General features: G+C 62.4%; 21 protein-coding genes. 8 read left to right on the top strand and 13 right to left on the bottom strand.

What is annotated here, in order from left to right:
- The first annotated feature begins 61 nt into the window (after positions 1–61).
- Positions 62–1084 carry a hypothetical protein gene (locus CPI83_RS25500; protein ID WP_232816806.1) on the top strand — a complete coding sequence of 341 codons (1023 nt, stop codon included), beginning with the start codon at positions 62–64 and terminating at the stop codon, positions 1082–1084.
- Here the strand turns inward: CPI83_RS25500 and CPI83_RS25495 are convergent.
- From CPI83_RS25495 to CPI83_RS25450, 10 genes are all read right to left on the bottom strand, one after another.
- The gene (locus CPI83_RS25495) at positions 1081–1962 is read right to left on the bottom strand and encodes an A/G-specific adenine glycosylase (RefSeq protein WP_029254426.1); all 882 of its coding nucleotides are present in this window, start codon (positions 1960–1962) and stop codon (positions 1081–1083) included. The two genes, CPI83_RS25500 and CPI83_RS25495, sit on opposite strands and share 4 nt — an antisense overlap.
- Before the next feature lie 116 nt (positions 1963–2078).
- Positions 2079–2618 carry a hypothetical protein gene (locus CPI83_RS25490; protein ID WP_021332354.1) on the bottom strand — a complete coding sequence of 180 codons (540 nt, stop codon included), beginning with the start codon at positions 2616–2618 and terminating at the stop codon, positions 2079–2081.
- Complete coding sequence (locus CPI83_RS25485; RefSeq protein ID WP_097387910.1) at positions 2615–3853, bottom strand: MlaD family protein; 1239 nt, start codon at positions 3851–3853, stop codon at positions 2615–2617. Before CPI83_RS25485 ends, CPI83_RS25490 begins: the two co-directional genes overlap by 4 nt.
- Positions 3850–4923, bottom strand: coding sequence for an MCE family protein (locus CPI83_RS25480; protein WP_097387909.1), 1074 nt, complete (start codon positions 4921–4923; stop codon positions 3850–3852). The genes CPI83_RS25485 and CPI83_RS25480 overlap by 4 nt, the downstream gene beginning before the upstream one ends.
- A complete protein-coding gene (locus CPI83_RS25475; RefSeq protein ID WP_052740911.1) occupies positions 4923–6002 on the bottom strand; it encodes an MCE family protein in 1080 nt (359 codons plus the stop codon). Before CPI83_RS25475 ends, CPI83_RS25480 begins: the two co-directional genes overlap by 1 nt.
- Positions 5999–6991, bottom strand: coding sequence for an MCE family protein (locus CPI83_RS25470; RefSeq protein WP_020906101.1), 993 nt, complete (start codon positions 6989–6991; stop codon positions 5999–6001). Before CPI83_RS25470 ends, CPI83_RS25475 begins: the two co-directional genes overlap by 4 nt.
- Positions 6988–7998, bottom strand: a complete 1011-nt coding sequence (locus CPI83_RS25465; protein ID WP_020906102.1) for an MlaD family protein — start codon at positions 7996–7998, stop codon at positions 6988–6990. The genes CPI83_RS25470 and CPI83_RS25465 overlap by 4 nt, the downstream gene beginning before the upstream one ends.
- Entirely contained in the window at positions 7995–9179 is a 1185-nt protein-coding gene (locus CPI83_RS25460; protein WP_097387908.1) for an MCE family protein, read from the bottom strand. Before CPI83_RS25460 ends, CPI83_RS25465 begins: the two co-directional genes overlap by 4 nt.
- On the bottom strand, positions 9176–10021 hold the full coding sequence (locus CPI83_RS25455) for an ABC transporter permease (protein ID WP_019746829.1): 846 nt from the start codon (positions 10019–10021) through the stop codon (positions 9176–9178). The genes CPI83_RS25460 and CPI83_RS25455 overlap by 4 nt, the downstream gene beginning before the upstream one ends.
- Complete coding sequence (locus CPI83_RS25450) at positions 10021–10860, bottom strand: ABC transporter permease (protein WP_232816805.1); 840 nt, start codon at positions 10858–10860, stop codon at positions 10021–10023. Before CPI83_RS25450 ends, CPI83_RS25455 begins: the two co-directional genes overlap by 1 nt.
- A 228-nt stretch (positions 10861–11088) precedes the next feature.
- Between CPI83_RS25450 and CPI83_RS25445 the strand changes: the two genes are divergently transcribed.
- Complete coding sequence (locus CPI83_RS25445; RefSeq protein WP_019746832.1) at positions 11089–11727, top strand: carbonic anhydrase; 639 nt, start codon at positions 11089–11091, stop codon at positions 11725–11727.
- A 97-nt stretch (positions 11728–11824) separates the two neighbouring features.
- Positions 11825–12568 carry a DUF4232 domain-containing protein gene (locus tag CPI83_RS25440; RefSeq protein WP_019746833.1) on the top strand — a complete coding sequence of 248 codons (744 nt, stop codon included), beginning with the start codon at positions 11825–11827 and terminating at the stop codon, positions 12566–12568.
- Between the two features lie 25 nt (positions 12569–12593).
- Here CPI83_RS25440 and disA read toward each other — a convergent pair whose 3' ends face one another.
- Positions 12594–13679 carry a DNA integrity scanning diadenylate cyclase DisA gene (disA, locus tag CPI83_RS25435; RefSeq protein WP_024487741.1) on the bottom strand — a complete coding sequence of 362 codons (1086 nt, stop codon included), beginning with the start codon at positions 13677–13679 and terminating at the stop codon, positions 12594–12596.
- A gap of 96 nt (positions 13680–13775) precedes the next feature.
- Here disA and CPI83_RS25430 point away from each other — a divergent pair, with 96 nt between their 5' ends.
- Positions 13776–14336 (top strand): PaaI family thioesterase, encoded by a 561-nt coding sequence (locus tag CPI83_RS25430; RefSeq protein ID WP_019746834.1) that lies wholly within the window; start codon positions 13776–13778, stop codon positions 14334–14336.
- Between the two features lie 23 nt (positions 14337–14359).
- Here CPI83_RS25430 and radA read toward each other — a convergent pair whose 3' ends face one another.
- Positions 14360–15793 (bottom strand): DNA repair protein RadA, encoded by a 1434-nt coding sequence (gene radA, locus CPI83_RS25425; RefSeq protein WP_024487740.1) that lies wholly within the window; start codon positions 15791–15793, stop codon positions 14360–14362.
- Positions 15794–15891: 98 nt separating this feature from the next.
- Positions 15892–16527: a copper chaperone PCu(A)C gene (locus tag CPI83_RS25420; protein ID WP_003945942.1), complete on the bottom strand. Its 636-nt coding sequence runs from the start codon at positions 16525–16527 to the stop codon at positions 15892–15894.
- A gap of 265 nt (positions 16528–16792) precedes the next feature.
- On the opposite strand from CPI83_RS25420, the gene carD reads away from it, so the two are divergent.
- Genes carD through cysS form a run of 4 tightly spaced genes read left to right on the top strand, consistent with a single transcriptional unit; the run spans position 16793 to position 19885 of the window.
- Positions 16793–17281 carry an RNA polymerase-binding transcription factor CarD gene (gene carD, locus CPI83_RS25415; RefSeq protein ID WP_003945666.1) on the top strand — a complete coding sequence of 163 codons (489 nt, stop codon included), beginning with the start codon at positions 16793–16795 and terminating at the stop codon, positions 17279–17281.
- Positions 17282–17303: 22 nt separating this feature from the next.
- The gene (ispD, locus tag CPI83_RS25410) at positions 17304–18002 is read left to right on the top strand and encodes a 2-C-methyl-D-erythritol 4-phosphate cytidylyltransferase (RefSeq protein WP_097387906.1); all 699 of its coding nucleotides are present in this window, start codon (positions 17304–17306) and stop codon (positions 18000–18002) included.
- On the top strand, positions 18003–18479 hold the full coding sequence (gene ispF / locus CPI83_RS25405) for a 2-C-methyl-D-erythritol 2,4-cyclodiphosphate synthase (protein ID WP_019746837.1): 477 nt from the start codon (positions 18003–18005) through the stop codon (positions 18477–18479).
- A gap of 11 nt (positions 18480–18490) precedes the next feature.
- The gene (cysS, locus tag CPI83_RS25400) at positions 18491–19885 is read left to right on the top strand and encodes a cysteine--tRNA ligase (protein WP_003945830.1); all 1395 of its coding nucleotides are present in this window, start codon (positions 18491–18493) and stop codon (positions 19883–19885) included.
- Position 19886 lies beyond the last annotated feature (1 nt).

The raw sequence follows: 19886 nt of genomic DNA, 5'->3' as shown, positions 1-19886 counted from the left end.
GCAGTGATAGCAACACCCGAAACAGTTCAGAACCAGTTGGAAACAGTCAATGGAGGATCCAGTGCGTGAAAGCCTGGGCGTGGTATTCGAAAACAATTCCATTTCAACAGCTCTCGTAGATGCGGACACACCCCTTCTGGGCTCGATCGACGAGTTCCGTCATCCGTGGGGCGCGAACGGGACTGTTCCCTCTGCGCAAGCGTCGGCACGCGCGCTCGCCTCCGCTGCCGAGGTCGCCACCGGTCGGGCCCTGCGCTCGAACCTGTGCCCCACCGTCGTCGGAGTGATGTGCGAGCGCGCGGACGTGCGCGAATTTGTCCCGGGTTCATTGTCCTCCAGCACTTTCGAGAACATCGAGTTGGTCAACGGTCTGGACGCTCGCCTTGCCTACTTGCGGACGGTCGACGCCCTGAATGGTGTTTCGCCGATTCTCGCGTTCTGGCCGGACGGCGGTGAGACTGTGATCGCTGCCATCGATCCGAGCGCCGGCGTCGTGGACTCGGCGCACCGTTACGCAACCGCCGAGTTGCTTACAGACAGCTCGACATTTGCTGCGACATTGGACCTGCTCGTCGCTGAACGAAACCCCGTGCCCAAGATGCTCGTCGCCATGCTCGGCAAGGAAGAGTCACGGCAGTTGTCCGCCGAAGCCGCCGAATCGGTAGGGCTCGGCTTCCTGTATCTCGGCGAGCGCGCCCAACTGGCGATAGGCGCTGCGCTGGTGGCGGCCGATCGGGGGAGCGAGGTCAGGTCCGCTGGCGGCGCGGCTGTTCAGCCCGTCAACAGAATCCGGTGGGCGGCGGCGATAGTGCTGCCGCTCCTGCTCATGCTGACGGGATTGCTGATCGCTCTGTCGCCGGACGGGTCGCGAGCGGTGTCCACTGATCGCCCGAACGTCGGCGCCGAGCCGGCGAACCCGACGAGCGGGCCACCGTCCGGAGCGGCCCTACCGATCCTGACGCTCCCGCCTTGCGACCCGGTGGTACCCGTCGTTCCCGCTGCGTTTCGGCGTTCGGATCCTGAAGTTGCACCACCCCAGACCGTCGAACCAGCAGAAGCATGCGACCCGGTGCGAGTGGGCTAGGGCGTACCTTCTCCAGCCAGTGCAAACAGGCCGTCATCGGTCTGCTCGACCAGTCCGTCGACCAACAAGGAATGTAGTGCGCGGTCACGCTGACCAGGATCGGTCGGCCAGACGATGTCGAGTTGCGCGCGTTCGACCGGACGGTGGCTATCGCGTAGAACGGCCATCAATTTTCCGCGAACTTGGCGATCGGTGCCCGCGAACTTCTGCACCTTCTTGGGCGGTCCGGTGTGTGCCGGTTTGCCCGAAGCGACCCACGCGCAGTTCGGCAAAGGGCAGTTCTCGCAGTTCGGCGTCCGCGCAGTGCAGATCAGTGCACCGAGTTCCATGAGAGCGGCGCTGTAGGTGGCGGCGCGCGCTCGTGTCCGTGGCAGCAGCGCCGCGACGTCGGCGAGGTCTCGCGTGTTGGACGGATTGCCTGGTTCCGCATTGCCGTGGACGGCTCGCGCAACTACGCGTCGTACGTTGGTGTCCACCACCGGCACTCGCTGTCCGTAGGCGAAGCACGCCACGGCGCGGGCGGTGTACGAACCGATTCCCGGTAGCGAGAGCAGGGTGTCGACGTCTTCCGGCACCACGTCACCGTGCTCGGCGGCCAGGACGCCCGCGCATTCGTGTAACCGAAGCGCGCGTCGTGGGTAACCAAGTTTGCCCCACGCGCGAAGTACTTCTGCCTGACTCGACGCTGCCATCGCGGACGGTACCGGCCAGCGCTCCACCCACTCTTCCCAGATGGGCGCAACGCGCACCACCGGCGTCTGCTGGAGCATGATCTCGCTCATCAGGATCTGCCAGGCACTGACGCCCTCGCGTCGCCACGGCAGGTCACGAGCCGTCTCGGAGTACCACTTCAGCAGCACCGAAGATTCCACTGCCACTGCTACCGACACACTCCTCGAACCTGTGCTCCTGGTCGACGAAGGACACGTCGACTTGTGGACGCCACTTTATCGGCAGTCGCCGACACGGCTGTATGTGACGCCAGACCTTCGGGTCACAACAGCTGCACGTTACTCAGTTTCCACTCGCCGTCCTCGCGGACCAGAGAAAGTTGCATGCGGTTACGGTCGATCCTCGGATCGGGGGAGTTGGTATTCGTGATGGTCTGATCGAGGAACACGAGCACCTCGGCGTTGTCGCGATCACTGCTCGCCAGTCCGGCTGAAATGATCTGAGCGGACGAGGTCGCCTGATACTGCACGATCATGTTCTGCAGGTTGGCTGCCACCTGGGCGTACTGACCGGCGAACTCACCGACAGAGTTGTCACGCACCACGGAAAGATTCTGATCGAGGTTCTGGAAGTTGTACGTCGCAAGATCAGTGGCGAATTGCCGTCCGCTGTCCAGTGCGCTGGTACGCGCGTCTTCGTCGGCCGATTTCTGCCAGGTCGCGAATGCGCCCCATCCGAGCGCCGCGACCACGACCAGGACGCCGGCAACGATCAACAAGGTCTGCTTGCGAAGCCGCTTGGGCTTTTCGACGATTGTGGGTGTCGGACTCTCGGGAGTCTGGGGTTGGGGTGTCTCGGTCATTGCGTTCCTTGTACTAGTAGTGCGGCAAACGAGTTGTCACCGAGAACGGTGTTCTGACCACCGTTGAGGCCCAGACGAATCGACGTTCCGTCACCGGCCGCAACTGTGCCGAGAGCAGGATCGTATTCGGCAACCCCGTCGATCGTTCCAGTTCCGGTGGGGACGTTCTGCGAACCGCGATTCTGGATCCGGCCCGACTGGTCCGCGCAGTGTTGGTTCTTGTCGAGCGTGGTCGGTGAGGTGTCCTGTACCGATCGCCGGGGCGTGTCGTAGATACAGACCGGGCCGAGTGCTGTGATCAGATCAAGCTGTGCCCGTCCGTCTTTGACGATACTTCCGAACTTCTCGAATCCTTTGGGCACCACCACCAACAAGGCATCGACGGCAGGCATCCGTGCAGTGACGATCTGAGTGGAGACGAGAGAATTGGCCAACAGCAGACTGAACGGCTCACGACTCTGTTCGATGAGAGGCAGTATCTGATTGTCGAGAACACTCGGGCTTCGATCGAGGAGTGTGCGCAGTTGCGGATCGGAGTTTCGTACCTGATCTGTCAATTGGCGAAGTGTGAGTGCAACTTCGGGAAGAGCGTCAACATTTTCCTCGTTCGCAGTGAACAGTGAGCGCGAGTTCTCGACGAGTGTGTTGACACGCGGTTGATCGGCTTGGACAGTGCGCGCGAGCACGTCGAAGTTGTCGACGAGCGCCTGCAGATCCGGACCCAATCCGTTCAATCCCTCACCGAGTTCGTGCGAGAGGGTACGCAGATCTGCCGGATCGACGGTGTCGGCAGCAGCGTTGAAATTCGCAATCACGGTTCCCAACGCGACCGGGATCGAAGTGCGCTCAGTCGGAACAACCGAACCTTCAACCAGATACGGGCCGCCGTCGGTCTGCGAGGACAACTGAACTTTCAATACGGGAACGGCGGTGTCCTGGCTGATGGCCACATGCGAATCGTTGGGTATCTGTTGGTCGGCGGCGATGCTCAACGTCATCACGACGAGGTCCTGGGCAGAGTCCTCCTCCACCGACTCGACGTCGCCGACGGTGACTCCGCGATAGGCCACTTCCGAACCCGGAGCGATTCCGGCCGCGTTCTCCAATTCGACGGTGACCGAGAACGTTCCGGTGAAGGGATCTCCGGCACCTACTTGTCGGAGCACGTACGTCGTGCTGACCACCGCGATGAGGAGAAAGGCGGCGATCTCGAAATAGACGGTTCGGTTCTTCATCGCGTTCCTCCTTGCAGGGGTGTCGTGATCGGCAGTTCCCGATCGGAGGCGGGCAGAGGTGGCAGTGGCGGTGCGGCGCCCGGAATTATCTCGTTGAGCACCCCGGTCACGGTGCCCTCGACATCGACGTCGAGGTCGATGTTCACGTAATCACCTGGGCTGGCGCGCTCGAGGAGCGCTCTTGCGTTGTCCAGGTTGGACATGGTCTCACTCAGTGTCGGGCCCATTGCCGAGAACTGGTCGAGGATGGGTGACAGTCGTCCGGTGATCTCGGAGATCTGGTCGGCCGACTGGTCGAGCACGGAATTGGTTGCGGTACTGAGCCGATCGGTTTCGTCGAGTAGATCGAGGAGCGGTTGCCGTTGGTCGGCGATCACGCCCAATGCGGGTGTGAGTGTTCGCAAGCCTTCGTCGATGGTGGCGCTCTCGTCACCGATCAGAGCGCTGAGCCGGTTCAGTGAATTCAGTGCCGAATTGATCGATTCCTTTCGGTCGTCAAGTGTTCCGAGAAAAGTGTCAAGGCGCGCAAGCAGATCGCGGATCGTCTCTTCCCTGCCGTCGAGAATCTGATCAGCCTCACTGACGATGTTCTTGACCTGCGCCAACCCACTGCCGTTCAACAGAGTTCCGACGGCGCCGAGCAGTTGTGCGACATCGGGTCCGCGCACGGTCTCCGATCGCGCGATGGTGGAACCTGGTTCGAGCCTGGGGCCCGTGGGATCGACCGGAACTTCGAGGTTGACAAATGCGTCGCCGATCGGGGTGGACAGCTCGATCCGAGCGCGGGTCCCGGCGGGCAGTTCGATGTCCGATTCAATTTCTGTATGTACTACGGCTGCAAATGTTTCCGCGCTCATCGACATGACTCTGCCGACCACTGCCTGGCCGATCCGCACCTCGCCGCCGACGGGGAGTAATGACGCATCGACGAATTCCATGTTCAGCGGGTACGACTCTCCTGGCAGACCGCGCCCGAGGGGGAGGTGCTGGAAGTTGAGACTGCAGCCGGTCAACGGCGCCGCGATGACAAGTGCCACGACAACGCTCACCACGGACTTGTTCGACGCCATCAGTTGCCCCCACCGAGGATGCGTGCCAGGTCGGAGCTGCCTGCCGAAGGAAATTCGATGGGATTGACGATCCCAGGCCCGGTGCACAGCGGAATCGGCATCTTCTCGCACAGTTCTCGCGTCGTGTCGAACTGTGAGAGATCGGTGGCGACGTTCAATCGCGCTCTGGCTCGGCCTTCTTCGGTGACGAGGTTGGCGACGTTCTCGAATCCCGTTGGTGCCGTTTCGATGATCTCGCGCAGTTGGTCCTGTTTGGTCGCGACTGCACCGGCCAACTGTGCGAGCGCACCCAGATCGGCGGTGACCGCCTCGCCGTGTTCGGCGAGTAGCGCTGAGACCTGTCCGAGCAACGTGGTCAGGGAATCGAGCGCCCCGCTGATGTCATCTCGCTGGGTACTGAACGCGCGGGCGGTGACTGTCACCGAATTCGACAGCGAGTCGACCTTGGTCTGGTTGTCCGCGATCAACTGCACGAGGGTGTTCAGGTTCTTCACGAGTTCGGAGATGTCGGGACTTGCACCCGCCAGTACCGAACTAGCCTGTGAGATGGACCGAACGGCATCGTTGAATGCTTGCCCGTTGCCGTCCAACGCGTGGGCGCCTTCTCCGATGAGGTCACCGATCCCACCGCCGTCCGCGCCAGGGCCGAGCGCCACCGTCAGTTCGTTCACCGATGCGGTGAGCTGGTCCCATGTCAGAGGGGAGTGAGTTCGTTCGAGAGGGATCACTGCGCCGTCCGCGAGGAACTCACCGTCCTCGTAGCCGGGGCCGAGTTCGATCGTTCGGTCGCTGATGACCGAAGGAGACAGGACCCAGGCCTGCGCGTCGGCCGGTATGCGTGTTCCGGATGGCAGGCTCATCGCCACTCGTACCCGGGACCCTTCCGGCGTGACGCTCTCGACCCTCCCGCTGGGAACTCCCAGAATAGTCACCGTGTTGCCGGTGAAGATGGCGTCTGTCGAGGTGAATTCGGCAGTGAGAGTGAGTTGGTGTTCGTCACGCGTGACGAACAGGACCGCACCGATCGCGCAGATCATTATCGCTGCCAGCACGGCGAGCTTCTTGACGGTCGTGGTCATCGACACCCCTGAACGAGCCCGACGACGCACAACCAGTTGTCCGGGATGAGGGTGGAGGGCGAGTTGAGGTCGAGCCAGTTGCCGTTACCGGTCGCATTGGTGACGTACCGAACGCTGGGGGCGAAGTTGTCGAGCAACGTGGTCAGTGATTGTTCGTTCTCGGAAAGAACTCCCGTCACCTCGTGGATGTCTCCCATGACCGAGTCGACCAATGCCTGGTTGTCACCCAGGAACTGGGCAAGTGTGGTGCTCAACTGATTGAGGTCTTGTACAAGCGCATTCAGCACATCTCGCCGGTCGGCGATCGTGGCCATCACCAGGTCCGCATTTCCCAGAAGGGTTTCCAGAGTGTCCTTCTGCTCGATCAGTGTTGCGGTCGTCTGCTGCGCTCCGGTGAGAAGGGAACGGAGCGCAACGTCGTTGTCGTTGACTACTCCGGAGAGTGCGTCGATTCCCTCGAGCGAGCGGCGAATGAGCTCGGGATCGTCCGGTGAGTTGTCGGACACCACGGTCAGCATGTTTCGCAGTTGTTGCAGATCAAGGTTTTCCGAAGTGGATTGTGCTCCTCGTCCGAGATCGTCGAGGGTGAACGGAACACTCGTGTTCTCGATGGGAATGGTCGAACCTCCGGGTAACGAGCGCGATCCGTTCGGAGTGATGTCGAGCGAGCGTCGGCCGAGCAGAGTCGAGATCTTGATGTCCGCGCGCGAGTTTTCGCCGAGAGTGACGCCGTCGTCGAGTCGGAAGGTGACTTCAACAGAGTTGCCGCTGACCGCCAACGAGGTGACCACCCCGCTCGGGACTCCCGCGACGTTGACCGGATCGTCCTGCGTCAATCCGGTGGCGTTGGCAAACACGGCGTTGTACTCGTTGGTCTTGACCTTCAAGATCAATTGAGGGACAACGAGTGCGGCCAGAACGACACAGACTCCGACGAGAATGCAGATCATTCCGTTGCGGACCGGGTTCTTGACGGTGAGCCAGTTCATCGGCACACCGCCGAACGCTCGGGGCCGCCGAGAGTCACCGATTGGTCCAGCGCGCTGAGCCGGAAATTACAGATGTAGATGTTCGCCCAACTGCCGTAGCTCATTGCGATTCCCAATTGGGTGAACAGTTGATCGAAAGCGGTGATACCGGTCGCCAGCGACTCACGATTGTCGACGACGACGCTGGCCGACTGATCGATCGAAGTCAGCGCGCCAGCCAAGTCCGGTTCCACGCGCGTCACCAAGTCCTGAAGGGAAGAAGTCAGGGCACCTGCGGAATCAACTGCGGCCGAGATCTGTTGGCGATCCTGTGCCAAACCGCCTACCAGCGTGTCGAGCGTGTTGATCATCTCGACGAAGTTGGGTCGATTCGTCGTCGTGACGGTGAGTACCCGGTCGAGGTTGGTCAGTAGTTGGTCCAAGATCGCGTCTCGGGACGTCAAGTTCTCGGTGACGGCAACTGTGCGCTCCAGCAGGCTTTCGATGGTGGAACCTTGTCCTTGGAATACCTGGACGACTTGTGCGGCAAGCTCGTTGACTTCTGCGGGGTCAAGTGCGTCGAACAGGGGACGGAAACCGCCGAGGATGTCGGTGAGGTCGATCGCCGGCTGAGTCTGTTCCACGGGAATTGTGGCTCCGGGGGAGAGGTAGTTGCCGGCTACGAGTTCGCCCTGTCCGGGTTCGATCGAGATCGTCCGTGCCCCCAGCAGATCTGCATACCTCACCACAGCCCGACCGTCGGTCGGAATACGTTGTGTAGATTCGAGTTCGAAGCCGACGACGGCTTGGTTGTTCACCAACTCGACGCTGTCGACGCGCCCTACTCGCACCCCGGCGATCTGAACATCGCTGCCGGTGACCAGGCCGGAGGCATTGACGAAGACGGCCCGGTACTGCGAACTAGACCCGGAGACTGGGTTGATCAGAGTGCTCACCACGACCACGGTGGCGAGAATCGACAGCGCGGCAAACAGTCCGAACCTGATCAGAGATTTCTTCACGCTCATCCGCCCACCACCGTCGTGCCGCGAAAGACCGGCCCCGCCACGAGAGTGTCCAAAGCTGTACTGCCCTGGGTGATAGCTGAGATCAGGGATTGTTCGGCAGGGCTGCCGACCGGGCCGACGGTTCCGCCGAACGCGGTCGCGGCGGCAGGACAGTTGGGGCCGCGGGTCCCGTCGTATTGTGGGCAGTCGGTCTTTCCGTACGGATACAGATCTGTGACAGACAGGCGCAGGTCAGTGCTGAGCCACGGGCCGTGCGCCAATGCGGGCGGGAGTTTGATCGTGAGATTGCGCAGGCCGTTGTAGAAGGTGGTGATGTGGTCCGACCGCGAAGTGATTGCACCGGTGAGGGAATCGGCGTCGTCGACCAAGGTGATCAGGCGGTCGCGATTGTCGCCGATCAGACTCGTGGCAGCAGATCCCGTGCTGGTGCCTGCTCGCAGAAGCCCCGCCAATCCGTCGGATTTCTCGACGACGGTCTTGGATGTGGTGATGGAGTTCTCGAATGCGGCGAGCATGTCGGGCGCACTCGTCGAGAGACTGTCGGCGAGCGTGGCTATGTCGTCGAGGTCGTCACCGAGTCCGTCGATGACGGGCTGCGCACCGACCAACGCTTGGTGGACTGAATCGAGAGACTCACCGATCTGGTTTCCCTTGCCGCTCATCGCATCCGAGACTGCCGTGAGCGCCGCGTTGATGTCGGCGGGGTCGAGGGAAGAAACGAGCGAGTAGATCCGTGAGATCGATTGGTAGAGCTGGACCGCGACTTCGGACTGATCTGATACCAACTCGGTACCCGGCGCGAGAGCAGGACCGCGCGAGAGACCGTCAGGTTGAATCAAGTCCACGAAGAAGTCGCCGAAGATGTTGCGAGGCATCAGCCGCACCTGACTTGTCGACGGTATGTCCTCGAATGCACCCTCGTCGATTGCGAGTGAGATGGTGGAAGCGGTGGTGCCAGGCTCGATATCGGCGACCGAACCGACGACGACGCCGCGGTACTGAACCGAGGATCCGACTCGCAGCGCACCGGCGCTGGCAGGGACGACAGCACTGACCTGCGGTGTGGAACTGAACGTGTCCGTGCCCCTGCTGAACAAGAAGACGTAGGCGACGATCAGCAGGACTATCGCAAGTAAACCACGCAGTGCCAGTGCAATTCGACTGGTGCCTGTGACGATCATCCGGTCAACCCGGGCACCTGAGGTTTGAGTCCCCAGAGCGCGATGGTCATGGCGACGTCGGTGAAGGCCAGGAAGACGATGCTGGTGCGCAGCGCTCGCCCGGCTGCTCGCCCGACGCCTTCAGGTCCGCCCGTCGCGGTATAACCGTAGTAGCAGTGCACGAGGGTCACGACGACCGCGAACACCATGACTTTGATCAACGACAACCAGATGTCGTTGGGCGAGAGGAAAAGACTGAAGTAGTAGCCGTATGTTCCCTCCGACTGGCCTTTGACCCGGATCACCGCGAGCGCCGTTGCCATGTACGAAGCAAACAGGCCGACCAGGTACAGCGGGACCACCGCGATGAGCGCCGCGATCATTCGGGTGGTGACCAGGTATCGCAGCGAGGGAATCGCCATGACTTCGAGTGCGTCGATTTCCTCGGAGATCCGCATGGCTCCGAGCTGCGCGGTGAATCCAGTTCCGACCTTGGCAGCCAAGGTGATTGCGGCAACGAGTGGTGCGACCTCACGAGTATTCGCGATGGCGGACATCACGCCGGACAGCGGTGCGAGGCCGACGAGGTTGAGTCCGCGGTAGCCCTCGAGTCCGATCTGGGAACCTGCGAAGAACGAGATCGCGAAGATCACGACGACGCTGCCGCCGCCGGCGAGCAGGGTGCCCGAACCGAATGCTACCTGGGCGACGAGACGGGCGACTTCACGCCAATATCGCTTGAGGGTTGCCGGAATCGAGATGATGACGCGCGCGTGGAACGTGAACTGATCGCCGAGTCGACTCAGACCGTCGACGGTGCGCGAACTGGCCCGCTTGGCACGAATTGCGATGGGCAGGTGCATCAGTAGGCACCCTTCACCGAGACGAACAGCGGGTAGAACTGGGTAATTGCGAGGTTGGCGACGAACACGAGGACAAACGAGAGCACGACGGTCTCGTTGACTGCGTCGCCGACGCCTTGAGCTCCGCGCTTGACGGTCAGGCCCTTGTAGCAGGCCACGATTCCCGAGATGAGAGCAAAGGCAACGGCTTTGATACCGGAGACGGCGAAGTCGCTCGGTTGACTGAATTGAACGAGATTGCGCAGGAAGCTCTGTGCGTTGCCGTCGAGTATCAGGACGTGAACGAAGAGGCTTGCGCCCAAACCGATCACGAGAACTATCGAATTCAGCAGGAGGCAGACGACGGCAATTGCGATCATCCGCGGCACGACCAGGCGTTCCAACACCGGCAGGCCCAGTACTTCGAGCGCATCGATCTCTTCGCGGATCGTGCGCGCTCCCAAATCTGCGCAGATTGCGGAACCGCCGACGCCGGCGATGATCAGGGCGCAGACCAGCGGTCCGGCCTGTCCGATGATGAGGAACGCGACGACTGCACCGCTGTATGAACCCGCGCCGATTTGGTCTGCGAGCGAACCGATCTGGAGAGCTACGCCCACGCCGAGGGGAATCATCACCAGTGCCGAAGCGACCGAGGTGACGTGGGCGAGAAACCACATCTGGTCGAGCGCTTCACGCCAGGCGAGGCGCTTGTGTCGCAGAGTTGTGAAAGCGGCGACGCATACGCGAACGGTGAAGGTGAACAGCAGTCCGATCTCGGACAGCAGGTTCGAGAACATGTTCGTCTTGGCGGGGGAGGCAGGCGTCGCGTCCCCGGTTGTTCCAACTTCAGTGCTCACGCCATCCCCCTTTCCGGCCGAATCGTTCTGGTCGGGTTTCTTCGATCACACTCGGAAGGTCGAAGTGCTCCAGGTCACGTTCGGAGACGGTATCAGGAAACTGACTCTGAAGTAAGTTCCAATTCGGGCACGCCATCACAAGGCGTGAATGTGGACGCGGAGCTTCCGTTTGCGTCTACGCAACCTTCCCGGCGAGAGTCCGAAATGCGACGGGTGCACAATGAGTGAATGCCACGATCAAGCCCCATTTCCGCTTGGAAGTCCCTTCGCGAAGGCAACGAGCGATTTGTCAACGACGCGTCCATTCACCCCAGCCAGGGAATCGCCGATCGCGCGAAGCTCGTCGATGGGCAGCACCCCACCGCGGTGCTGTTCGGTTGCGGTGATTCGCGCGTAGCCGCCGAGATCATCTTCGATCAGGGCCTCGGCGACATGTTCGTCGTGCGTACGGCAGGTCACGTGCTCGACGATTCGGTGCTCGGTTCGATCGAGTACGCCGTTCACGTGCTCAACGTGCCGCTCATCGTCGTCCTCGGTCACGACGGTTGCGGTGCCGTGAAGGCAACGCTCGACGCCCTGGACAAGGGTGCGGTTCCCGACGGCTTCATTCGCAGCGTGGTCGAGCGCGTTGCTCCGTCCATCCTGATGGGTCGCAACGAAGGCTTGTCCACCGTCGACGAACTCGAAGGTCGACACGTCGTGGAGACCGGCTCGTTGATCATGCAGAGGTCGCGGATCATCGCAGACAAGGTGGACAACGGTGCGTGCGCGATCGTCGGCGTCACGTACACATTGTCCGACGGTCACATGCGAGTTCAGGGCGCGGTCGGCGACATCGGCGAGAGCGTCGAGACCGTCGAGGGTTAGATCTTCCGGGGCAGTGATACCCGGTAGTAGACAATGGGTACCGACACGCCGCCTCAGCTGACGGTTAGTGGACCCTGCGCCAACTACCGTTGAGTCCGTGTTGGAACCGAATGGACCACTGCCCCCCGAGATCTACTGGCGTCGCCGGGCGCTGGCCATTGGTGCCGCCGTCATTGCACTGGCGTTGATCATCTGGGCGGCGTCCGCCCTCTTCGGCGGTGGAAGCGATACTCCTGAGGCCAATTCGGCCGCTGCGAGTTCCTCGCTGACGACGGACGTCTCCTTCACCCCCAACCCTTCCGGCTCCAACGCGCCGGACGGTAACGGTGGTTCGGGTGGCGGTGCTGCGGGTGGATCAGGTGGCTCGGGCACGCAGGCTTCGGGATCGTCGACGTCGGCATCGTCCTCGTCGACCACCGGCGCTCCGGTCCCGGCTGGTCAGTGCGCGGACTCGTCGCTGGCAGTCAAGGCGACCGCAGACAAGGCGACATTCGCTCCTGGTGAAGAGCCGTCCTTCACGATCGTCATCACCAACATCGGTTCGGCACCCTGTGATCGAGATCTGGCGGGCGGCCTTCAGCAGGTGCTCGTCTACAGCATCGACGGCAAGACCCGTTTGTGGTCCAACGTCGACTGCTACCCGCAGCCCGCCGCTGACGTGCGCAATCTCGCTCCCGGTGAGCAAGCTGCGTTCAAGGTCGCCTGGTCGGCCACGACGTCGACCCCCGAGTGCGCGACCGCGCAGAACCCCGAGCGCAATCCGGTGGGCGCAGGCGCGTACACGGTTGTCGGTCAGCTCGGTGCACTGCGAAGCTCCCCGGAGCCGTTCAACATCGCGTGAGAGCGGGCAAGCCCGAACAGGCCCGCTAGTTGAACGATCCGGTGATCGACGTCTCCGCGAGCCGGGAAAGTCCCTCACGTATGTGACGGGCCCACAGCCCGCCGATGCCCTCGACCGACTGCAGATCGGCAGCCGTAGCGGCCAGCAGCGACTGGAGAGTGCCGAAGGATCCGACCAACCGGTGGATCTGATGGAACTGCAATCGAGGCACACGCATCAGTACGCGATATCCACGAGGAGTCATCGGAGTGTCGAGGGCTTCGATCGTGCCCGGATAACCGAGAACACGCGCAAGAGTCGTGAGATCGAGTAGGTCGGCGTCGGTGACACGATCGAGTGCGACGAGGACGTTGTCCATCGCCGCGGTGCCGATGGGTTCGGGGCCGGCAAGGTAATCCCGAACGATCAGTTGACGTGCAATGTCGTTGTCGCCGACCAGTTCTTCGAGCTGCAGTGCCAGCTGGCGACCGTCGGTGCCGAGCTCGAGGACATCCTGCTCGATTTCGATCGACACACGGCGAACCATTTCGAGTCGCTGTACGACGGTCAACGCGTCGCGCAGAGTCACGAAATCCTCGATCTCGACCACCGACAGTTGCCGTGTCACTTCGTCGAGTCGCGCTTTGTATCGTTCGAGCGTCGCGACGGCCTGGTTGGCGCGCGAAAGTATGGTGGCCGAGCCGTCGATGACGTGCCGGATACCGCCGACGTACACACTGACGATCGACATCGACTGACTGACCGAGACCACGGGATAGCCGGTTTGAATTGCCGTGCGCTCGGCGGCACGGTGCCTGGTGCCGGATTCGACGGTGGGAATCTTGTGATCGGGAACCAGTTGGACGTTGGCGCGCACGATGCGTGTGCCGTCCGTCGAGAGGACTACCGCGCCGTCCATCTTCGAGAGCTCACGCAATCGGGTCGGTGCGAACTCCACGTCGAGGTTGAATCCGCCGTCACACAGCGCTTCCATCTCCTCGTCGTATCCGAGGACGATCAGCGCGCCGGTACGTCCGCGCAGAATTCGTTCGAGCCCGTCTCGCAAAGCGGTACCCGGCGCCAACCTGGCGATGGTCTCTCGCAATGCCGACGACGACTGTGTGTCCGCCATCGCACTGATCATTGAGAAACTCCCTGCTGAGGTCGATGTCACTTCGGTCGGGTCCGATGCCTGCGCCGGACTGATCCCCGTTTAGATTACCTATCCATGAGTAGTACCTGGACCCTGCCTGATGACCTGACTGTCCCGGAGCCGGTCGAATTCTTTCCGGCCGCCGGCGAGAAGTTGCCTCAGCACTGGTCGAAATGCTTCGGCTGCGGCGACGACCAGCCTGCGGGAATGGCGATGAGTTTCAGGGCTGGTGACGGGTTGGAAGTGACGGGCCGTCTGGAGGTCGCCAAGAAGTATCAGGGCGGTCCGGGGGTCATTCACGGCGGTATTTTGTCGACGGCTTTCGACGAGGCGCAAGGCATGGCATGCATGGCTCTTGGCTCGCCGGTGGTGACCGGGCACCTCGAGATCGATTTCGCCCGGCCCATCCCGTTGGGATCGGTGCTCGAATTTCGGGCTCGCATCGACGGCGTTGTGCGCCGCAAGGTCTACACCAGCGCGGAAGCGGTGATCGTCGAAGGTCCGACAGCGGATCCGGACACGGTGGTGGGAACGTCCCGCGGACTGTTCCTGACCATCACGTCGGAACACTTCGCCAAGACCAAGGAGTTCGTGGACGGCGAACCGACTTCCCCGTTCGGCACCTCGTCGGTCTGATGCGGTAGTCGGCCGCAGGCCGGTCACTTCACCGGAGTGAGCTTTGGGCGAGACGGGGCTTGTTTGCCGCCCATCAATCCGGCATAGGCGAGTGCCTCGGCCAGGTTCGCTACTTCGTTGACGCGCATGCCGGGAATGTTCGGGCCGGAATCGACCGGCACGATGGCGCTGGTGAATCCCAATCTGGCAGCTTCGATCAGCCGTCGGTTCACACCGGCAACTCGTCGAACCTCTCCGGCGAGTCCGACCTCGCCGAGGATGACGAGCCCCTTGGGGACAGGTTTGGCTTTCACAGCGGAAGCGACCGCTATCGCGAGAGCCAGATCGGCACCCGGCTCGGTCATCCGCATACCGCCGACGGTCGCCACGTAGACGTCGGCCTTCGAGATCGACACCCCGACGCGGCGCTCCAACACGGCCAGAACCATGGCCACGCGGGCGGTGTCGAGCCCACTGACGGCTCGACGAGGTGTCGGTAGAGGCGTGGCGGCGACGAGGGCCTGAACTTCACCGAGTAGCGGTCGCTTACCGTCCATCATTACGGTGACGGCCGTGCCTTCCACAGCTTCTTCGCGGTGATGCAGGAACAGGCCGGACGGATCGCTGATCTCGTTGATGCCCTGCTCGCTCAGCTCGAAGCATCCCACCTCGTCGGCCGCACCGAATCTGTTCTTGACGCCGCGGACCATGCGCAGCGTGGAGTGCTTGTCACCCTCGAAGTGCAGAACCACGTCTACGAGATGCTCGAGCGAGCGCGGTCCGGCGACGGCGCCGTCCTTGGTGACGTGGCCGATCAGAAGCACCGGGATTCCACTGGCCTTCGCCAGGGAGGTCAAGGCGCTGGTGACGGCCTTGACCTGAGTCACGCCGCCGACGACTCCGTCGACGTCGGCAGCAAGCATGGTCTGCACCGAGTCGACGATGACCAGGGTCGGCTTGACCTGCTCGATGTGGCCGAGGATGGTCGCGAGATCGGATTCGGCCGCCAGATACATCCGTTCGTGGACAGAGTTGGTGCGATCTGCCCGAAGTCGAACCTGACCGGCGGACTCCTCGCCGGTGACGTACAACGCTCGATCATCCGCGCTGCGCATCGCCCAGCGGTAGACGACCTCGAGAAGTAGCGTCGATTTTCCGACTCCGGGCTCGCCCGCGAGCAGCACCACCGAACCAGGTACGACGCCACCGCCGAGGACGCGGTCCAACTCGCCGATCCCGGTGGGCTTGGCCTGCGTCGAGGTGCTGTCGATCTGTGTCAGCGGCGTGGCCGGCGTCGTAGGGAGTACGGCGCTCGATCCTGCTTTGGCGAGTGAGGCGCCGGCGCGACTGGCGACGGGTGCCACTACCGCGACCTCGGTCATCGAGCCCCACGAATCGCAGTCCGGACATCTACCGACCCACTTGGGCACTACCGACTGGCATTCGGAGCAGCGGTAGTTCGATTTCACTTTGGCCACCGGGACAGACTAGAGGCGGGGTCCGACATGGACCCCGCCTCTAGTGTGATTCTGAAGTTGTTCTGCGAAGCGCAGTGTGCGCCTTGGTGATTCGGCGCTCAGTGCCCGGCTTCTGCGACGTCGGGAGACTTGTCCGACTCGTTGCGCTCGAGCTGCGGGCCTGCGTCGACCGGTACGTCGACGGTGACCGAGCCGGCCTTCTCGAACTTGAAGGTGATCGGGACGGTCAAGCCGGGGCGAACGCCTGCCTTGATGTCCTGCAGAACGACGAGAGTGAGCGCAGCGGGTGCGTCGTCGTTCTCTTCGTTGTTCTTGATCTGGGTCTCTGCCTCGGTCGCGGCACCTTCGCCTGCGGGCAACTGGCCGGCCTGCAGCGACGTCTGCGGCTTGATCGTCAAGCCACCTACCTCTTCACCCGCGATGACGCGTGCTGCGTAATCGGTGGTGATGCTGACGAGCTTGTCCGTGGTCTCGGCGCTGTCGTTCACGACGGTGAACGCGAGCACGGCGTTGCCGCCCGGCTCGATGCTGTATTCCTCGGACGAGGGGTAGGCGATGTGCACGTTGCGCAGTGCGATCTCACCGAGGTCGGCGCTGTTGCCGTTCACGGCGGCCTGCTGGACGGCGGTCTGGCTCACCTGACCGGAACCGCAAGCGGACAGCGCGATGGCTGCGCCTGCAGCCAGTGCAATGGCGGTAGCGACTCGACGAGTCGGCTTACGGATAGCAGTCACGATTTGTCCTCCACGGCGTCAGGTTCGCACTCCACTAGGCAGAGTAGTAGATAAGGTCCCGCGGGCTGGCCGTCGGGTCGCCACAACGGTTGTCTGCGTGGGCTTTCAGTCGGTTATGCAGGGGTGCTCCAGACCAGTTGAATGCACGTACAACAAGCCCTGTCAACCCCTACGCTCGAGCAAGGATGCCCCTGACCTGCACAGTTGATGAGTGGTCGGTTCTTTCACGTGTTAAACTAGTGGAATCGAAAGGGGCACGGGACACATGATTTTCAAGGTCGGAGACACCGTCGTATACCCCCATCACGGTGCGGCGCTGATCGAAGCTATCGAAACCCGCACCATCAAGGGTGAGCAGAAGGAGTACCTGGTTCTGAAGGTCGCTCAAGGCGATCTCACAGTACGGGTTCCTGCAGACAACGCAGAGTACGTCGGAGTTCGTGACGTGGTCGGCCAAGAAGGCCTCGACAAGGTTTTCCAGGTTCTGCGAGCACCGCACACCGAGGAGCCCACCAACTGGTCTCGTCGATACAAGGCAAATCTCGAGAAGCTTGCCTCAGGTGACGTGAACAAGGTTGCGGAAGTTGTTCGTGACCTGTGGCGTCGTGAGCAGGACCGCGGGCTTTCCGCTGGTGAGAAGCGCATGCTCGCCAAGGCTCGTCAGATTCTCGTCGGAGAGCTCGCGCTCGCCGAGGGCACTGACACCGAGAAGGCAGAGACCATTCTCGACGAGGTCCTCGCGGCCGCGTCCTGACTGCAACACAACAAAGCTGACAGTGGCAGTAGTAGCCCTGGTACCTGCCGCAGGTCGGGGAGTGCGATTGGGCGAGAAATTGCCCAAGGCATTTGTCGAACTCGGTGGGTGCACCATGCTTGCACGCGCGGTCGATGGACTCCGGAAATCCGGAGCGATCGACCGCGTTGTTGTCATTGTGCCGCCTGAACTGGTCGAATCCGTCGTAGCCGACCTCGGTCGTGCATCGGACGTCGACGTCGTCGGTGGTGGTGCCGAAAGAACCGATTCGGTTCGAGCCGGTCTCAGTGCTGCCGGCGATGCAGATTTTGTACTCGTGCACGACGCCGCGCGGGCATTGACGCCGCCGGCGTTGATCGCGCGCGTCGTCGACGCTCTCCGAGCCGGCAGCTCCGCTGTCATCCCGGTACTCCCGGTTACCGACACGATCAAGTCGGTCGACGTACTCGGCGCAGTCACCGGAACGCCTCTGCGTTCGGAGTTGCGTGCGGTTCAAACTCCTCAAGGCTTCTCCACCGACGTCCTGCGCAGTGCGTACGACGCCGGTGATGTCGCCGCGACCGACGACGCCGCTCTGGTGGAGCGTCTCGGTGTTTCGGTGCAGACGATTCCCGGCGACGCTCTCGCCTTCAAGATCACCACTCCGCTCGACCTCGTCCTTGCACGGGCGCTCCTGATCTCGCAGACAGAGTTGAGCGCGGACTCACAGGACGGAAAATAGATGCGCGTCGGTCTCGGCACGGATGTTCATCCCATCGAGGTCGGCCGACCTTGCTGGATGGCCGGGTTGCTGTTCGAGGAAGCAGACGGGTGCTCGGGGCATTCGGACGGCGACGTCGCCGTCCACGCGCTCTGTGACGCGTTGCTCTCCGCCGCAGGTCTTGGCGACCTCGGTTCGGTTTTCGGCACCGGCAGGCCCGAATGGGACGGCGTGAGCGGCGCTCGAATGCTTGCCGAGGTTCGTCGACTGCTCGAAGAGAACCAGTTCACCGTCGGCAACGCCGCGGTGCAGGTCATCGGCAACCGACCGAAGATCGGGCCGCGACGCGGCGAGGCACAGAAGGTGCTCTCGGACATTCTCGGCGCGCCTGTTTCGGTGTCCGCGACCACCACGGACGGCCTCGGCTTGACCGGTCGCGGCGAGGGGATCGCCGCCATGGCCACCGCGTTGGTCATGACAACCGAACACGACAGGTAAGATCGCTGGTCGTGACCCTGCGCCTATACGACACCGGTACGCGGGCCCTTCGGGATTTTGTTCCGTTGGCCCCCGGACATGCATCGGTGTACCTGTGTGGGGCGACAGTTCAGGGCGATCCTCACATCGGACACGTTCGTAGCGGCGTCGCTTTCGACGTGCTGCGACGCTGGCTGTTGGCGCACGGCAACGACGTTGCCTTCGTGCGAAACGTGACGGACATCGACGACAAGATTCTCAACAAGGCCGCCGGCGCCGGTCGACCTTGGTGGGAGTGGGCGGCGACGTTCGAGCGGTCGTTCACGTGGGCCTACGACCAACTGGGTGTGCTGCCGCCGTCCATCGAGCCGCGGGCCACCGGTCACGTGACGCAGATGGTCGAGATGATGGAACGCCTGATCGAGAACGGCCACGCGTACGCGGCGGGCGGCGACGTCTACTTCGACGTGCAGAGCTACCCCGAGTACGGCGCACTGTCCGGCCACAAACTCGACGACGTTCATCAGGGCGAGAGTGCGGCCGAGGGCAAGCGCGATCCTCGCGACTTCACCCTCTGGAAGGCCGTCAAGCCCGGTGAGCCCTCGTGGCCGACGCCGTGGGGACCTGGCCGTCCGGGCTGGCACCTCGAGTGCTCGGCCATGGCGGAGTTCTACCTCGGGGCCGCGTTCGACATCCATTGTGGTGGACGCGATCTCGTCTTCCCACACCACGAGAACGAAATTGCGCAGGCCAAGTGCGCCGGCGACGATTTCGCTCAGTACTGGTTGCACAACGGCTGGGTCACGATGAGTGGCGAGAAGATGTCCAAGTCGTTGGGCAACGTTCTCTCGGTGCCGAACGTGCTCAAGAAGGTTCGTCCGCAAGAACTTCGGTACTACCTCGGTAGTGCGCACTACCGTTCCAATCTCGAGTACTCGGACGAGGCGTTGGACGAAAGCGCGAAGTCCTACCAGGGGCTCGAGTCGTTCGTCCTGCGCACACACAAGCGTGCGGGTGGCGTCGAACTCGGTACGTGGACCGAAGGTTTCGCGGCGGCTCTCGACAACGACTTGTCGGTGCCGATCGCGTTGGCCGAGATTCACGGCAAGGCGAGCGAGGGTAATTCCGCGCTCGCTGCCGGTGATCTCGACGCGGCTCGGGTGGCCGCCGGTCAGGTGCGGGCCATGCTCGCGATCCTGGGCGTCGACCCACTCGACGAGCATTGGACGCAGTCCGGTGGCGACACCGAGACGGCAATGGAAGCTTTGGACGTGTTGGTGCGGGCCGATCTCGATCGTCGGCAGCAGGCACGTACGGAAAAGAACTGGGCGGTGGCGGACGAGGTCCGCGATCGCCTCATCAAGGCGGGTATCGAAGTAACCGATACTCCCGACGGACCCGAATGGTCCCTTAAGGCAGGGCAGTAAC

Source organism: Rhodococcus sp. H-CA8f, from assembly GCF_002501585.1.
Classification (GTDB): Bacteria; Actinomycetota; Actinomycetes; order Mycobacteriales; family Mycobacteriaceae; genus Rhodococcus_F; species Rhodococcus_F erythropolis.
This window is presented reverse-complemented; position numbering and strand designations above follow the sequence as displayed.